Source organism: Streptomyces mexicanus (assembly GCF_902506575.1).
In the GTDB taxonomy this organism is placed as follows: Bacteria; Actinomycetota; Actinomycetes; order Streptomycetales; family Streptomycetaceae; genus Streptomyces; species Streptomyces mexicanus.
The window spans coordinates 3,007,800-3,023,034 of the sequence record NZ_LR732544.1 but is presented as its reverse complement, the minus strand read 5'-3'; the positions used below and the strand labels follow the sequence as shown (position 1 = coordinate 3,023,034).

Sequence of the window (15,235 nt, the reverse complement as noted above, 5' to 3'; positions counted from 1 at the left end):
TCGTGGGGGACGCGGCACGCGGTGGGGCGCGGGGGCGCGGCGGGAGGGGGGCGGAGGTCGCGGGGCGGGAGCGGGTGGGGGGGGGGGGGGGGGGGGGCGGGGCGGGGGGGGCCGGGGGGGGGGGCGGGGGGGGGGGGGGGGGGGGGAGGGGGGCGGGGCTTCGAGGGGAGGAGGGAGGGGGGCAATGCGGGGAGGTAGGTGGTCGAGTAGGGCGGAGTCTGCGATGTCGGCGGCCGGGGCGGAGGGGGTCTGCGCGTCCGGCATGTGTGCACTTTCTTCATTCCGGCAGCAGGGAATGGATGAAACGTACACTTCGCAGTCGCTTTTCGGCCACCTAATGTCAGTCCAGACCGGCAGCCGCGGGTACGGGCGGATGTCCCCGCGAGGCGCTGCCGGGTCCCTGCTCCCGGCAGGACATCCACCCGTTTCTGCACGACACGCCACCGAGGTGCGCGAAGGAGGGCCCATGGCCGTCGACTACGCAGTGATCGTCGTCTATCTGGCCGGCATGCTGGCCATGGGCTGGTGGGGCATGCGCCGCGCCAAGTCCAAGAGCGAGTTCCTGGTGGCGGGCCGCCGCCTGGGACCCGCGATGTACTCCGGCACCATGGCGGCGATCGTCCTCGGCGGCGCCTCCACCATCGGCGGCGTCGGCCTCGGCTACCAGTACGGCCTGTCCGGCGCGTGGATGGTGTTCACCATCGGCCTGGGCATCCTCGCCCTGTCGGTCTTCTTCTCGGCCCGCATCGCCCGGCTGAAGGTCTACACCGTCTCCGAGATGCTCGACCTGCGCTACGGCGGCAAGGCGGGCCTCATCTCCGGCATCGTCATGTGGGCCTACACCCTCATGCTCGCCGTGACCTCCACCATCGCCTACGCCACCATCTTCGACGTCCTGTTCGACCTGAACCGCACGGTCGCCATCGTCATCGGTGGCGCGATCGTCGTCGCGTACTCCACCCTGGGCGGCATGTGGTCCATCACGCTGACCGACATGGTGCAGTTCGTGGTCAAGACCATCGGCGTGCTGCTCCTGCTGCTGCCCGTGGCCGTGATCAAGGCGGGGGGCTTCGGCGCGATGGAGGCCAAGCTGCCGACCTCCTACTTCGACCCGCTGGGCATCGGCGGCGAGACGATCTTCACCTATGTGCTGATCTACACCTTCGGCATGCTCATCGGCCAGGACATCTGGCAGCGGGTGTTCACCGCGCGCAGCGACAGGGTCGCCCGCATCGGCGGCACCGTCGCCGGCACCTACTGCCTGGTCTACGCGCTGGCCGGCGCCGTCATCGGCACCGCCGCCAAGGTGCTCTACCCGCACCTGGGCAGCGCCGACGACGCCTTCGCCACCATCGTCAAGGCCGAACTGCCCGTCGGCGTGCGCGGCCTGGTGCTGGCCGCCGCGCTCGCCGCGGTGATGTCCACCTCCTCCGGCGCGCTCATCGCCTGCGCCACCGTCGCCAACAACGACATCTGGTCGCGGCTGCGCGGCGCGGTGCGCCGCACCGACGGGACGGACACCGACGGCGACGCGCACGACGAGGTCCAGGGCAACCGCGCCTTCATCCTGGTCATGGGGGTCGCGGTGATCGGCACCGCCATCGCGCTCAACGACGTCGTCGAGGCGCTGACCGTGGCCTACAACCTGCTCGTCGGCGGGCTGCTCGTGCCGATCCTCGGCGGGTTGCTGTGGAAGCGCGGCACCGCGCAGGGCGCGCTCGCCTCCGTCGCCGTCGGCGGCCTCGCCGTCATCGGCCTGATGATCGGTTACGGCGTCCTCGCCAACGAGCCCGTCTACTACGGGCTGCTGGCCTCCCTGGTCGCCTACGTCGCCGGCTCCCTGGCCACCCGGCCCACCGACGAGGCCGTCCTCGCCGTGTGGCGGGCCCGGCTGGCCGGACGTACCCCCGACCTCGCCCCCGAACCGGCCCCGGCCCACCGTTAGACCTCACCAGTAGAGTCGAACGAGAAGCAGTACATGCGCGACGAAGCGCAGGAAAGAAGGCATTTCATGAGCAGCACCGAGACGCCCCGCGGCCCCGTCGACTCCTCGCGCGTCCCGCGCTACGCCGGCCCCGCGACCTTCGCCCGGCTGCCCCGCCTGGACGAGGTCGGCCGCGCCGACGTCGCCGTCGTGGGCGTGCCGTTCGACTCGGGCGTCTCCTACCGGCCGGGCGCCCGCTTCGGCGGCAACGCCATCCGCGAGGCGTCCCGGCTGCTGCGCCCCTACAACCCGGCGCAGGACGCCTCCCCGTTCGCCCTCGCGCAGGTGGCCGACGGCGGCGACATCGCGGTGAACCCCTTCAACATCAACGAGGCCGTGGACACGATCGAGGCCGCCGCCGACGACCTCCTCGCCACCGGCGCCCGCCTGATGACCCTCGGCGGCGACCACACCATCGCGCTGCCGCTGCTGCGCAGCGTGGCCAAGAAGCACGGCCCCGTCGCCCTGCTGCACTTCGACGCCCACCTGGACACCTGGGACACCTACTTCGGCGCCGAGTACACCCACGGCACCCCGTTCCGCCGGGCCGTGGAGGAGGGCATCCTCGACACCTCCGCGCTCTCCCACGTCGGCACCCGCGGCCCGCTGTACGGCAAGCAGGACCTCACCGACGACGAGAAGATGGGCTTCGGCATCGTCACCTCCGCCGACGTCTACCGGCGCGGCGCCGACGAGGTCGCCGACCAGCTGAGGCAGCGCATCGGCGACCGCCCGCTGTACATCTCCATCGACATCGACTGCCTCGACCCGGCCCACGCCCCCGGCACCGGCACCCCCGAGGCGGGCGGCATGACCTCCCGCGAACTGCTGGAGATCCTGCGCGGCCTGGCCTCCTGCAACCTGGTCTCCGCGGACGTCGTCGAGGTCGCCCCGGCCTACGACCACGCCGAGATCACCTCGGTGGCCGCCTCCCACACCGCGTACGAACTGACCACGATCATGACCCGCCGGATCGCGGCCGCCCGCGAGGAGAACGAGGGCAAGTGACCCACGACCACGACCTGGAACTCCGTCCGACGGCCGCCCAGACGGAGGCCGCGCTGAACCCTCCCCCCGGCCGCACCGGCGGAGACCTCGTCGTGGAGACCCTGGCCGGGCTGGGCGCGACCTGCGTCTTCGGCCTGCCCGGCCAGCACGCGCTCGGCATGTTCGACGCCCTGCGCCGCTCGGACCTCACCTACATCGGCCTCAGGGTGGAGAACAACGCGGGCTTCGCCGCGGACGCCTACGGCCGTATCACCGGCGAGGCCGCCCCGCTGCTGCTGTCGACCGGCCCGGGAGCCCTCACCTCCCTGGCCGCGCTGCAGGAAGCGGCGGCGGCCTCCGCCCCCGTCCTGGCGATCGGCAGCCAGGTCCCCACCGCCGGGCTCGGCGGCGGCCGCCACGGCTATCTGCACGAACTCCCCGACCAGGCGGCCTCGTTCCGGGGCGTGGTCAAGTCCGTGCACACGGTCCGCACCCAGTCCCAGATCCCCTCCGCGATCGCCGCGGCCTGGAAGTCGGCGCTCACCGTCCCGCACGGCCCGGTGTGGGTGGAGATCCCGCAGGACGTCCTGCTGGCCCCGGCGCACCTGCCGGTGGTGACGGCGCTGGACGCCACCCCGGACGAGCTGCCGCCGCGCCCCGAACTGACCGCGGTGGCCGCCCGATTGCTGTCCACGGCCCGCCGCCCGGCGATCATCGCCGGCGGGGGAGTGGTCCGCGCGGACGCCTCCGGCAAGCTGCGGGTGCTGGCGGAGAAGTTGAACGCCCCCGTCGTCACCACCTTCGGCGGCAAGGGCGCCTTCCCGTGGAACCACCCGCTGTCCCTGCAGTCCTGGCTGGAGGACCGGCACACCACCGACTTCCTGGAGGACGCCGACGTCCTGCTCGTCGTCGGCTCGGGCCTCGGTGAACTCTCCTCGAACTACCACACGTTCAAGCCCCGAGGCCGCGTGATCCAGATCGAGGCCGACCTCGGCAAGCTGGAGTCCAACCACCCCGCCCTCGGCATCCACGCCGACGCCCGCCTGGCCCTGCAGGCCCTGCTGGAGACGGTGGACGAGCGCCCCGACGACACGGCGGCCGGCCGCGTACGCGACCTGCTGGCCGAGGTCCGCGCCCGCATCGCCGCCCAGGACCTCGACCTGGAGCAGCAGGTGCTGGCCTCCGTCCGCCGCGCCCTGCCCGCCGGCTCCCCGTCCTTCTGGGACATGACGATCCTGGCCTACTGGGCCTGGTCGGCCTTCGACGCGGGCGCGCCCAACACCATGCACTCCGCGCAGGGCGCCGGAGGCCTCGGCTACGGCTTCCCCGCGGCGCTCGGCGCCGCCGTCGCCGACCCCACCCGCCCGGTCCTGGCGGTCTCCGGCGACGGGGGCGCCCTGTACTCGATCGCCGAACTGGCCACGGCCCGCCAGTACGACCTGAACGTCACCTGGCTCATCGTGGACGACGGCGGCTACGGCATCCTGCGCGAGTACATGACGGACGCCTTCGGCCAGGCCACGGCCACGGAGCTGACCCGCCCCGACTACGTCGCCCTCGCCGAGTCCTTCGGCGTCCCCGGCCTGCGCACCACCCCCGAGACCCTGGAACAGGACCTGGCCAAGGCCCTGTCCACCCCGGGCCCGTCGGTGGTGGTGCTCCCGGCGCTGCTGCGCATGTTCGCGCCCACGCATCTGGGGTGACGGCGCGGCTGCGCATGTTCGCGCCCACACATCTGGGCTGAGGACGGGCCCTCCCTTCCCTTACGAGCGACGGCCCCCGGGCTGAACCCGCTCGGCCGACCCGCTCAGCTGCACCAGAAGAAGATCGTGTCCAGGGTCTGTCCCAGACGCCGCGCGCTCTCCCACTCCTCCGCCTCGAACCGCAGCACCTCGGCGAACCTGCCGACGGTCTGGGCGTACTCCTGGTCCAGGCGGGGCAGGACGGCCTCGTAGGCGTCGGCGACGGCGGCGGCGCGCGGGGCGGGCAGCAGGCCGACCGACGGGACGACGTCACCGGGGTGGGGCAGCCTGAGGGGCGGCCCGTTGAACAGGAACGAGGACGGGCGCAGGTCCAACGGCACGCCGTGCCGGGCCAGTTCGCCGTCCACCAGGGAGAACCAGGACAGCCGCCGCCACCATCCCAGGTCCGTGACGTCCGAGAAGTGGCAGGCCACCACCGCGTGGAAGGCGTGCAGGTACGCGGGGTCCGTGTCCCTGCTGTAGGTGCCCTCCAGGAGCTCGTCGAGGGCCCGGCGGACCGACAGGTCGCCGTCGCGGCCGTCCTCCTGGAACCGGGCGTCCGTCTGCGCGCACCGCTCGCGCACGACGCCGAGCATCCGCTGCTGCTCCGGTGTCGGCTCCACGGCGGTGAGCAGCCGGACGACCGTGCGCATGTCCCCGGTGCTCATCTGAAGGTGATGGCTCATCGGTTCCTCCCCGTTCACGCCCTCGTCGCACCATGATCGCAACGGGCCGGGCGGGGGCGGTGGGCCGGGGTCGCGGGGTAACGAGTCGTCACCTTCCGCCCGGTTCGCACAACCATTCCTGTGTTCCTGTGCGTCCTGAAGGCATGACTCACTCCATATCCCGCCGTGCCCGCGTGCTCGCGGCGGCCGTCGGCGCGGGGCTGCTCGTGCCGTGCGTGGCCGCCGCGACCCCCGCCGCGGCCGCCACGCCCAAGGTCAGCTGCACCTCCGGCCGCTCCGGACTGGCCGCGAAGCTGCAGAAGGACATCACCGCCGCGCTGGCCGGCCGCAAGGGCACCGTCGCGGTCGGCCTGCGCGACCGCACCACGAACACGACCTGCACGCTCAGAGAGTCCACCGCCTACGACTCCGCCAGCGTCGTCAAGGTCACCGTGCTCGCGACCCTGCTGTGGGACGCCAAGAAGCACGACCGGTACCTCACCGACCGCGAGTCCTCCCTCGCCAAGGCGATGATCACCCGGTCCGACAACGACGCGACCAGCACGCTGTGGAAGCAGCTGGGCCTGACGAAGGTCAAGGGCTTCCTCGCCGCGGCCGGCATGACCCAGACCAAGCCCGGCACCGGCGGCTACTGGGGGCTGACCCAGATCACCGTGCGCGACGAGCAGAAACTGCTCGGTCTGATCACCGCGAAGAACAGCGTCCTGAGCGACAGCTCCCGCGCCTACATCCTGAAGCTGATGGGCCAGGTCGTCTCCTCCCAGCGGTGGGGCACCCCCGCCGGAGCCCCCTCCACCGTCGCCGTGCACGTCAAGAACGGCTGGTTGCAGCGCGCCACCCACGGCTGGCGGGTGCACAGCGTCGGCACCTTCAACGGCGGGGGCCACGACTACATGATCACGGTGCTCACGCAGGACAACAGCACCATGGACTACGGCGTGGCCACCATCCAGAACATCGCCCGGGCCATCCACAAGGACCTCGCCCCGACCACCCGGACCGCCCACCGGGTCACGCCGCCGCCCCGGCCGACGGAGGCGTTCGTGCCGGTGCCGCCCGGCAGCTGACCCGCGGTGCCGCCCGGCAGCTGACCCGCGGTGCCGCCCGCGGCCGGCCCGCCGCCCCGCCCGGCCGCTGACGGTCCGCCCGGTCAGCCCGGCCGCGATCGTCGTGTCCGGCCGGACCCGATTGTTGCGGAGGGATGAAATCCGCTGCCGTCCGCGTTGGTGCCTTCCGGTAGATCAGACCGTCAGGGAGGCATCGACGTGGCAGCGCGACCGGGGGAGAGTCGGGGATGGGCGCGCAGGCTCGCCGCGTACGCATGGCGCCATCCGAAGGACGTCGTCCTCGCCCTCGGCTCCTCCCTGGCCGGCATGGCCGTCATGGCCGTCGTCCCGCTGATCACCAAGGTGATCATCGACGACGTCGTCGGTGACCACAGCCGCGCCATGGCCCCCTGGGCCGGCGCCCTGATCGGCGCCGCGTTGCTGGTCTACGTCTTCACCTACGTCCGCCGCTACTACGGCGGCCGGCTCGCCCTGGACGTCCAGCACGACCTGCGCACCGAGATGTACGCCACGATCACCCGGCTCGACGGCCGCCGCCAGGACGAGCTGTCCACCGGGCAGGTCGTCGGGCGCGCCACCAGCGACCTGCAACTGATCCAGGGCCTGCTGTTCATGCTGCCGATGACCATCGGCAACGTGCTGCTGTTCCTGATCTCGCTGGTCATCATGGCCTGGCTGTCGCTGCCGCTGACCTTGGTGGCGCTCGCCGTGGCCCCGGCGCTCGGCTGGATCGCCCGCCGCAGCCGTACGAAACTGCACCCCGCCACCTGGTACGCGCAGGCGCAGGCCGCCGCCGTCGCGGGCGTCGTGGACGGCGCGGTCAGCGGCGTGCGCGTGGTGAAGGGCTTCGGGCAGGAGGAGCAGGAGACCGCCAAGCTGCGCGCGGTGGGCCGGCGGCTGTTCGCCGGGCGGCTGCGCACCATCCGGCTGAACGCCAAGTACACCCCCGCCCTGCAGGCCGTGCCCGCCCTCGGCCAGGTCGCCATGCTCGCGCTCGGCGGCTGGCTGGCGGTGCGCGGGCACATCACGCTCGGCACGTTCGTCGCCTTCTCCAGCTACCTCGCCCAGCTCGTCGGCCCGGTCCGCATGCTCGCCGTGGTGCTCACGGTCGGCCAGCAGGCCCGCGCCGGCACCGAACGCGTCCTGGAGCTGATCGACACCGAGCCGACCCTGACCGACGGCCCCAAGGAGCTGCCCGCCGACGCCCCCGCGACCGTCGAGTTCGACGACGTCTCCTTCGGCTACGACCCCGAGCGCCCCGTCCTGAAGGGCCTCAGCTTCACCATCGAGCCGGGCGAGACCCTCGCCGTCGTCGGCTCCTCCGGCTCCGGCAAGTCCACGCTGTCCCTGCTGCTGCCGCGCTTCTACGACGTCACCCACGGCGCCGTCCTCGTCGGCGGCCACGACGTGCGCGAGCTGACCCTCGACTCGCTCAGGGCCGCGATCGGCCTGGTCCCCGAGGACTCCTTCCTCTTCTCCGACACCGTCCGCGCCAACATCGCCTACGGCCGCCCCGACGCCACCGACGACGAGATCCGGGCCGCCGCCCGCGCCGCCCAGGCCGACCGGTTCATCACCGAGCTGCCCGACGGCTACGACACCACCGTCGGCGAGCACGGCCTGACCCTCTCCGGCGGCCAGCGCCAGCGCATCGCCCTGGCCCGCGCCATCCTCACCGACCCCCGCCTGCTCGTCCTGGACGATGCCACCTCCGCCGTGGACGCCCGCGTCGAGCACGAGATCCACGAGGCGCTGGGGCAGGTCATGCGGGGGCGCACCACGCTGCTCATCGCCCACCGCCGCTCCACCCTGGGCCTGGCCGACCGCATCGCCGTCCTCGACCAGGGCCGCCTCGTCGACATCGGCACCCACGACGAACTGCAGGAACGCTGCGCCCTGTACCGCAGGCTGCTCACCGACCCCGACGAGCTGGGCGGCGTCTCGCCCGGCCACGTCCAGCCGGCCGCCCCCGGCGAGGACACCTCGGTGCGCGAGGAACTGGACGCCGAGTTCGACGCCGAACGCGGGGTGACCCCCCGGCTGTGGACCGGCGACCGGGAGCCGAAGGACGCCGCCCTGTCCGGCACCCCCGCCACCCCGGAACTCCTCGCCCAGGTCGAGGCCCTGCCCCCGGCCACCGACACCCCCGGCATCGACGAGGAGCGGGCCGTACGCGCCGAGGACTCCTACGGCCTGCGCCGCCTGCTGCACGGCTTCGGGCTGCCGCTGCTGGCCAGCCTGGCGCTGGTGGCCGTGGACGCCGGCATGGGCCTGCTGCTGCCGGTGCTGATCCGGCACGGCATCGACCAGGGCGTGACCAAGATGGCCCTGGGCGCCGTCTGGTCGGCCTCCCTGCTGGCCCTGCTCGCGGTGCTCGTGCAGTGGGCGGCGCAGGTCGGCGAGACCCGGATGACCGGCCGCACCGGCGAGCGGGTCCTGTACGCGCTGCGGCTGAAGATCTTCGCCCAGCTCCAGCGGCTCGGCCTGGACTACTACGAGCGCGAGCTGACCGGCCGGATCATGACGCGGATGACGACGGACGTCGACGCGCTGTCGACGTTCCTGCAGACGGGACTGGTCACCGCCTTCGTCTCGGTCGTCACCTTCTTCGGCATCATGATCGTCCTGCTGGTGATCGACGTCCAGCTCGCCCTGGTGGTCTTCGCGACCCTGCCCCCGCTGATCCTCGCCACCTTCTTCTTCCGCCGGGCCAGCGTGAAGGCGTACCAGCTGGCCCGCGAGCGGGTCTCGGTGGTCAACGCCGACCTGCAGGAGTCGGTGGCCGGGCTGCGGATCGTGCAGGCCTTCCGGCGCGAGCGGGACGGCGGGCGCCGGTTCGCCGAGCGCAGCCACAGCTACCGCCGGGCCCGCATCCGCGGCCAGTGGCTGATCTCGCTCTACTTCCCGTTCGTGCAGTTCCTGTCCTCGGTGGCGGCCGCCTCGGTGCTGATCGTGGGCGCCGGGCGGGTGCAGGACGCCACCTTGACCACGGGCGCACTCGTCGCGTACCTGCTCTACATCGACCTGTTCTTCGCACCCGTGCAGCAGCTCTCCCAGGTCTTCGACGGCTATCAGCAGGCCACCGTCTCCCTCGGCCGCATCCAGGAACTCCTGCGGGAGCCCACCTCCACCAAGCCCGCCGAGACGCCCCGCGAAGTGCCCGCCCTGCGCGGCGAGATCGCCTTCGAGGACGTCCACTTCGCCTACGGCTCCGACGACACCGGCGAGGCCGCGCTGACCGGGATCGACCTGCGCATCCCCGCGGGGCAGACCGTGGCCTTCGTCGGCGAGACCGGCGCCGGCAAGTCCACCCTGGTGAAGCTGGTCGCCCGGTTCTACGACCCGACCCGCGGCCGGATCACCGTGGACGGCACCGACCTGCGCGCGCTGGACCTGACCGCCTACCGGCACCGGCTCGGCGTCGTCCCGCAGGAGGCGTACCTCTTCCCGGGCACCGTCCGCGACGCCATCGCCTACGGCCGCCCCGACGCCACCGACGCCGAGGTGGAGGCGGCGGCCCGGGCGGTCGGCGCGCACGAGATGATCGCCACGCTGGAGGGCGGCTACCTGCACGAGGTCGCCGAACGCGGCCGGAACCTCTCCGCCGGGCAGCGCCAGCTCATCGCGCTCGCCCGCGCCGAACTCGTCGACCCCGACATCCTGCTGCTGGACGAGGCCACCGCCGCGCTCGACCTGGCCACCGAGGCCCAGGTCAACCAGGCCACCGACCGGCTCGCCGGCCGCCGCACCACGCTGGTGGTCGCCCACCGGCTCACCACGGCCGCCCGCGCGGACCGGGTGGTCGTCATGGACCACGGCCGCGTCGCCGAGGACGGCACGCACGAGGAACTGCTCGCCCGCGGCGGGCGGCACGCCGAACTGTGGCGCACCTTCGTGGGCGCGCCCCGACCCGAGGAACCGGCCGGCGCGACCCGCTGAGCGGCCCGGCGCGCCAGCCCCGGCCCCCGCGGCAACCATGCGGCACCGCCCCGCGTCCGTACATCTGTACGCACATGCGCTCGATGTTCGGGGAGTGACCATCGTGGACCGTGGGGTGACGCGCCGGCGGCTGGCGGCCGGCCTGGCCGTGCTCGCCGGCTCCGGACTGTTCGCCCTCGCCCTGCCCGCCAGCGCGCAGGCGGCGGCGTCCACCTGCGCCGGCCACCAGGTCAGGACCGTGCCGTTCGCCACCGGCGCCGTGCGCGTCTACAAGCGCGACGGCTACGTGTGCGTGCTCACCGTGCCCAAGAAGCCCGGAGGCAGGCGCCTGATGTCGGTGTCGGTGCAGGCCCGCGGCAACCGCCCGGTCACCGACACCGGCCGCTACTCCTCCCACGCGGGCCCCGTCACCGTCCACGCCGGCCACCGCTGCGTGCGGGTGTCCGGAGCGGTGGGCACGGGCTCGGTGCACAGCGGCTGGATCCTGTGCTGACCGCCTGAGAGACAGCCGGGGATTTCACCGACTCCCCTGGTGCGCCGCCGAGTTGACCGATAGCTTCCGGCGCACATCTGTCTCACAGGGAGGGTGCATGCGCAAGGCGCTCAGATGGCTGCTCGCGCTCGCGGTGCTCATCGGCACGCTGGGCACGGCGGGGACGGCCACCGCGGCCCCGCCGGAGGCCACCGACTCCACGGCACACAGCGGTGACCCGGACATCAAGGACCGGCTCCTGGCGATACCGGGCATGAGCCTGATACAGGAGAAGCCCTACCCCGGTTACCGCTTCTTCGTCCTGAACTACACCCAGCCGGTCGACCACCGGGACCCGTCCAAGGGCACCTTCCAGCAGCGGATCACCGTGCTGCACAAGGGAGTCGACCGCCCGACGGTCTTCTACACCAGCGGCTACAACGTCTCCACCAGCCCCGGCCGCCGCGAGCCGACCCAGATCGTGGACGGCAACCAGGTCTCCCTGGAATACCGCTTCTTCACCCCCTCCCGGCCCGAACCGGCCGACTGGTCCACCCTCGACATCTGGCAGGCGGCCAGCGACCAGCACCGCGTCTTCCAGGCCCTCAAGCGGGTCTACCCCCGCAACTGGCTGGCCACCGGCGGCTCCAAGGGCGGCATGACGGCCACCTACTACGAGCGCTTCTACCCGCGCGACATGGACGGCGTGGTCGCCTACGTCGCCCCCAACGACGTCGTGAACGACGAGGACTCCGCCTACGACCGCTTCTTCGCCACCGTCGGCACCAAGGAGTGCCGCGACCGGCTGAACGCCGTGCAGCGCGAGGCGCTGGTGCGCCGCGAGCCCCTGGAGAAGAAGTACGCCCAGTACGCCGCCGACAACGGCTACACCTTCACCACCATCGGCAGCCTGGACCGCGCCTACGAGGCCGTCGTCCTCGACTACGTGTGGGGCTTTTGGCAGTACAGCCTGCTGAAGGACTGCGACACGATCCCCGCCGACGCGAAGAACGCCACCGACCAGGCGATCTGGGACTCCGTCGACACCATCTCCGGCTTCTCCGCCTACACCGACCAGGGGCTCGAGACCTACACGCCGTACTACTACCAGGCCGGCACGCAGCTGGGCGCGCCGACGATCCACTTCCCGTCCATCGAGAAGAAGCTCATCCGCTACGGCTACCAGCCGCCGCGCAACTTCGTGCCGCGCTCCATCCCGATGCGGTTCCAGCCGTGGGCGATGCGGGACGTGGACACCTGGGTACGCCACCACGCCGAGCACATGCTCTTCGTGTACGGGCAGAACGACCCGTGGGGCTCGGAGCGGTTCCGCCTCGGCCACGGCGCCCGCGACTCCTATGTCTTCACCGCGCCGGGCATGAACCACGGCGCGAACGTCGCCGGCCTGGTGCCCGAGGAGAAGGCGCTGGCGACCGCGAGGATCCTGCAGTGGGCGGGCGTCGCCTCCACCGCGGTCGCGGCGGACCCGGCGGCGGCCAGGCCGCTGGCCCGCTACGACGCGAAGCTCGACGCGCGCGACGCCGAGCGGGAGCCGGCCCTGCGGCCCTGACGACGGCCGCACCCGGCAGGACTGCGCCCGGCCTCACCACCGCCGGGCGCAGCCCACCGGGTCGGTGCCGCCGAGCTGGACGTACAGGGCGGTCGTGGCCGGGCACCGGGCGCGGCTGCGCACCGCCCGCACCACCTGGTACTGCGGCTTCTGCTTGCCCGTGCCGTCGCAGGCGGTCTCCCGGACCTGGCCGCGGCCCGCGCCGTAGAGGCAGTCGCCGGGGATGGTGCGCGGGCCGCCCCCGCCGCCGGGGTCGCCCGGGTGCGGCGGCTGAAGGGTGCGCATGCAGGCGTAGCCCTGGGGGATCACACCGTCGCCGCCCGGCTGCCGCTGGGCGCTGATGTGCAGCACGAAGTCGGTGACCGGCGGGCACGGCGGGCCGTCCTCGGGCCGGCCGTCGTGGCGGGCGATCACCCGGGCCGCCGCCCGTTCCCCGGTGCACGGCACCTCCGTGAAGCGCGTGGTGCCGAAGGAACTGCACTCGCCCACGCCGAGGAACACCGCCCCGTACCCGGCGGGCTGCGGCGCGCTCGTCGCGGGCGGCGGCCCCGACGAGCCCGCCCGGCAACCCGTCAGCCAGGCGGCGAGCAGCACCGGCAGCACGCACACCGCCCCGACGGATCCGCTCCTGCGCATCGCCAACCCCCCGCCCGCACCCCGTCCAGCGTGGCCCGCGGCGGCGGGGCCACGCCAGGCGCGCGGGACGCTTTGGGTCCGTTGGGGGTGGTCCGCCGGGTGCGCGGGACGCTTTGGGTCCGTTGGGGGTGGTCCGCCGGGTGCGCGGCGTACGTGCCCTACGTCCGCCGCGCGAGCCCGGTCAGTGGTCCGGCCGGTGCCGTCCGTACGACAGCCCGTAGCCGATCGGGTACAGCGTCTGCGCCGGGTCGTCCGCCCGCTGCACCGGCACCGGCAGCGGGCCGCGCGGTGCCACCCGGCCCGCGATGACCCGGGCGGCGGCGCGCACTTCGACGTCGGTCCACGAGTAGGTGGCCAACGCCGCGGCCCCCGTCGGGAGCTGGGCGACGTCGTACGGGTTGCGCACGGCGACCGCGATCACCGGCCGGCCCGTCGCCACCAGCCGCTCCACCAGCGTCTTCTGTGCGCTGCCGGCCGTGACGTTGTACGTGGCCACCACCACCGCGTCCACGCCCTGGGCCGCCGCGACGGCCTTGTCGGCGGTGGCCTTGGACGGGGCCGTGCCGGTCGACAGGGCCGTGGCGGTGAAGCCCAGCTCGGTCAGGGCGGCGGCGAGCACGCCGGTCGGCGGGCCCGTGGTGCCCGAGGGCGAGGCCGGGTCGGCGCCGAACACGAGGACCTTGTTGTGGGTGCGCCGCGACAGGGGCAGCAGCCCGCCCTCGTCCACCAGCAGGGTCGTCGTCCGCTCGGCGATGGCGTCGGCGGCCTTCAGGTGCTCCGGCGTGCCCACCGTGCGGGTGACGTCCGCCGGGGTGGTGTACGGGTTCTGGAACAGGCCCAGGCGGGCCTTCAGGCGCAGGATGCGCAGGATCGATTCGTCCAGCCGGTCCTCGGTCAGCTCGCCGGTGCGCACGGCGTTGAGCACCGCGTTCCACGCCACGTCCAGGGACGGCGGGTTGAGCAGCTGGTCCACGCCCGCCTTCAGCGCCAGCACCGGCACCCGGTCGTCGCCGTACTTGCTGCGCACGCCCTCCATGCCCAGCGAGTCCGTGATCACCACGCCGTCGTAGCCCAGCTCCTCGCGCAGGATGCCGGTGAGGATCGGCCGGGACAGGGTGGCCGGGTCGCCGGAGTCGTCCAGCGCCGGGAACTGGATGTGGGCCGTCATGATCGAGTCGATGCCGGCCTTGATCGCGGCCCGGAAGGGCACCGCGTCCAGCTTCTCCCACAGCTCCCGGCTGTGCGTGATGACCGGGAAGCCGTAGTGGCTGTCCACGGCGGTGTCCCCGTGCCCGGGGAAGTGCTTGGCGGTCGCCGCGACGCCGGAGCCCTGATACCCCCTCACCTCCGCGACCACCATGCGCGCCACGGCGTCCGGGTCGGCGCCGAAGGAGCGCACGCCGATGACCGGGTTGGCCGGGTTGACGTTGACGTCGGCGTCGGGGGAGTAGTCCTGGTTGATGCCCATGGCGCGCAGCTCGGCACCGGAGATCCGGCCGAGCGTGCGGGCGTCGGCGGTGGAGCCCCCGGCGCCGACCGCCATGGCGCCCGGGAAGAGCGTGGCGGGCTTGCCGACCCGGCAGACGATGCCGTGCTCCTGGTCGGTGGCGACGAGCATCGGCAGGCCGCGCGGCTGCTGCAGGGAGGCGCGCTGGATGCCGTTGGACAGGCCGGCGATCTGCTGCGGGTCGCGGGTGTTGTGCGCCCAGGCGAAGTAGATGATGCCGCCGACGCGGTACTTCTCGATCAGCTCGGCGGCGGTGCGGACGCCGATCTCCTTGAGGTTGGCGTCGATGTCGGCCTGGTCGGGGTCGGTGGCCGAGTGGCCGTAGACCCGCATCACGAACAGCTGGCCGACCTTCTCCTCCAGCGTCATCCGGGAGACGAGGGCGCGCAGCCGCTTCTCGTCGGGCCGGCCGGCGGCCCGGGCGGTGCCGGTGCCCTGGACGGCCAGGGCGGCGGTGAGGGTGGCCGTGGCGGCGAGGACGGTGCGCCGCGAGGGGCGTCTGGCGCCCGCCGCGGACGCGGCGGACGCCGGATGCGCGGTGGGTCCCGGTCTTCCTGTGCCTTCCGCGCTGCTGGTGTCGTGCACGTGCGCTCCTTCCGGAGGACTTGCGCCGGGGGATCGTGGACTTGCGCCGGAACATCGTGA

At 73.0% G+C, this 15,235-nt stretch carries 10 protein-coding genes; 7 read left to right on the top strand and 3 right to left on the bottom strand.

Annotation, left to right across the window (positions count from 1 at the left end; genetic code table 11):
- Positions 1 to 466: 466 nt before the first annotated feature.
- From GV126_RS13495 to GV126_RS13485, 3 genes are all read left to right on the top strand, one after another.
- On the top strand, positions 467 to 1,945 hold the full coding sequence (locus GV126_RS13495) for a sodium:solute symporter family protein (protein ID WP_159673646.1): 1,479 nt from the start codon (positions 467 to 469) through the stop codon (positions 1,943 to 1,945).
- Positions 1,946 to 2,011: 66 nt separating this feature from the next.
- Complete coding sequence (gene speB, locus GV126_RS13490; RefSeq protein WP_159666066.1) at positions 2,012 to 2,992, top strand: agmatinase; 981 nt, start codon at positions 2,012 to 2,014, stop codon at positions 2,990 to 2,992.
- Positions 2,989 to 4,674 carry a thiamine pyrophosphate-binding protein gene (locus GV126_RS13485; RefSeq protein ID WP_159666063.1) on the top strand — a complete coding sequence of 562 codons (1,686 nt, stop codon included), beginning with the start codon at positions 2,989 to 2,991 and terminating at the stop codon, positions 4,672 to 4,674. Before speB ends, GV126_RS13485 begins: the two co-directional genes overlap by 4 nt.
- A 104-nt stretch (positions 4,675 to 4,778) precedes the next feature.
- Here the strand turns inward: GV126_RS13485 and GV126_RS13480 are convergent, their stop codons facing one another.
- Positions 4,779 to 5,399, bottom strand: a complete 621-nt coding sequence (locus GV126_RS13480) for a DUF7691 family protein (protein ID WP_159666060.1) — start codon at positions 5,397 to 5,399, stop codon at positions 4,779 to 4,781.
- Between the two features lie 143 nt (positions 5,400 to 5,542).
- Here GV126_RS13480 and GV126_RS13475 point away from each other — a divergent pair, with 143 nt between their 5' ends.
- From GV126_RS13475 to GV126_RS13460, 4 genes are all read left to right on the top strand, one after another.
- On the top strand, positions 5,543 to 6,466 hold the full coding sequence (locus GV126_RS13475) for a serine hydrolase (RefSeq protein ID WP_159666057.1): 924 nt from the start codon (positions 5,543 to 5,545) through the stop codon (positions 6,464 to 6,466).
- A gap of 198 nt (positions 6,467 to 6,664) precedes the next feature.
- Positions 6,665 to 10,405 (top strand): ABC transporter ATP-binding protein, encoded by a 3,741-nt coding sequence (locus GV126_RS13470; protein WP_159666054.1) that lies wholly within the window; start codon positions 6,665 to 6,667, stop codon positions 10,403 to 10,405.
- 103 nt (positions 10,406 to 10,508) lie between these two features.
- Complete coding sequence (locus GV126_RS13465) at positions 10,509 to 10,898, top strand: hypothetical protein (protein ID WP_159673644.1); 390 nt, start codon at positions 10,509 to 10,511, stop codon at positions 10,896 to 10,898.
- A 97-nt stretch (positions 10,899 to 10,995) separates the two neighbouring features.
- Complete coding sequence (locus GV126_RS13460; protein WP_159666052.1) at positions 10,996 to 12,447, top strand: S28 family serine protease; 1,452 nt, start codon at positions 10,996 to 10,998, stop codon at positions 12,445 to 12,447.
- 33 nt (positions 12,448 to 12,480) lie between these two features.
- On the opposite strand, the gene GV126_RS13455 is transcribed toward GV126_RS13460, so the two are convergent.
- Together GV126_RS13455 and GV126_RS13450 are read right to left on the bottom strand one after the other, a co-directional pair.
- Complete coding sequence (locus tag GV126_RS13455; protein WP_159666049.1) at positions 12,481 to 13,083, bottom strand: hypothetical protein; 603 nt, start codon at positions 13,081 to 13,083, stop codon at positions 12,481 to 12,483.
- 181 nt (positions 13,084 to 13,264) lie between these two features.
- Positions 13,265 to 15,175 carry a glycoside hydrolase family 3 protein gene (locus GV126_RS13450; protein WP_159666047.1) on the bottom strand — a complete coding sequence of 637 codons (1,911 nt, stop codon included), beginning with the start codon at positions 15,173 to 15,175 and terminating at the stop codon, positions 13,265 to 13,267.
- Positions 15,176 to 15,235: the final 60 nt, after the last annotated feature.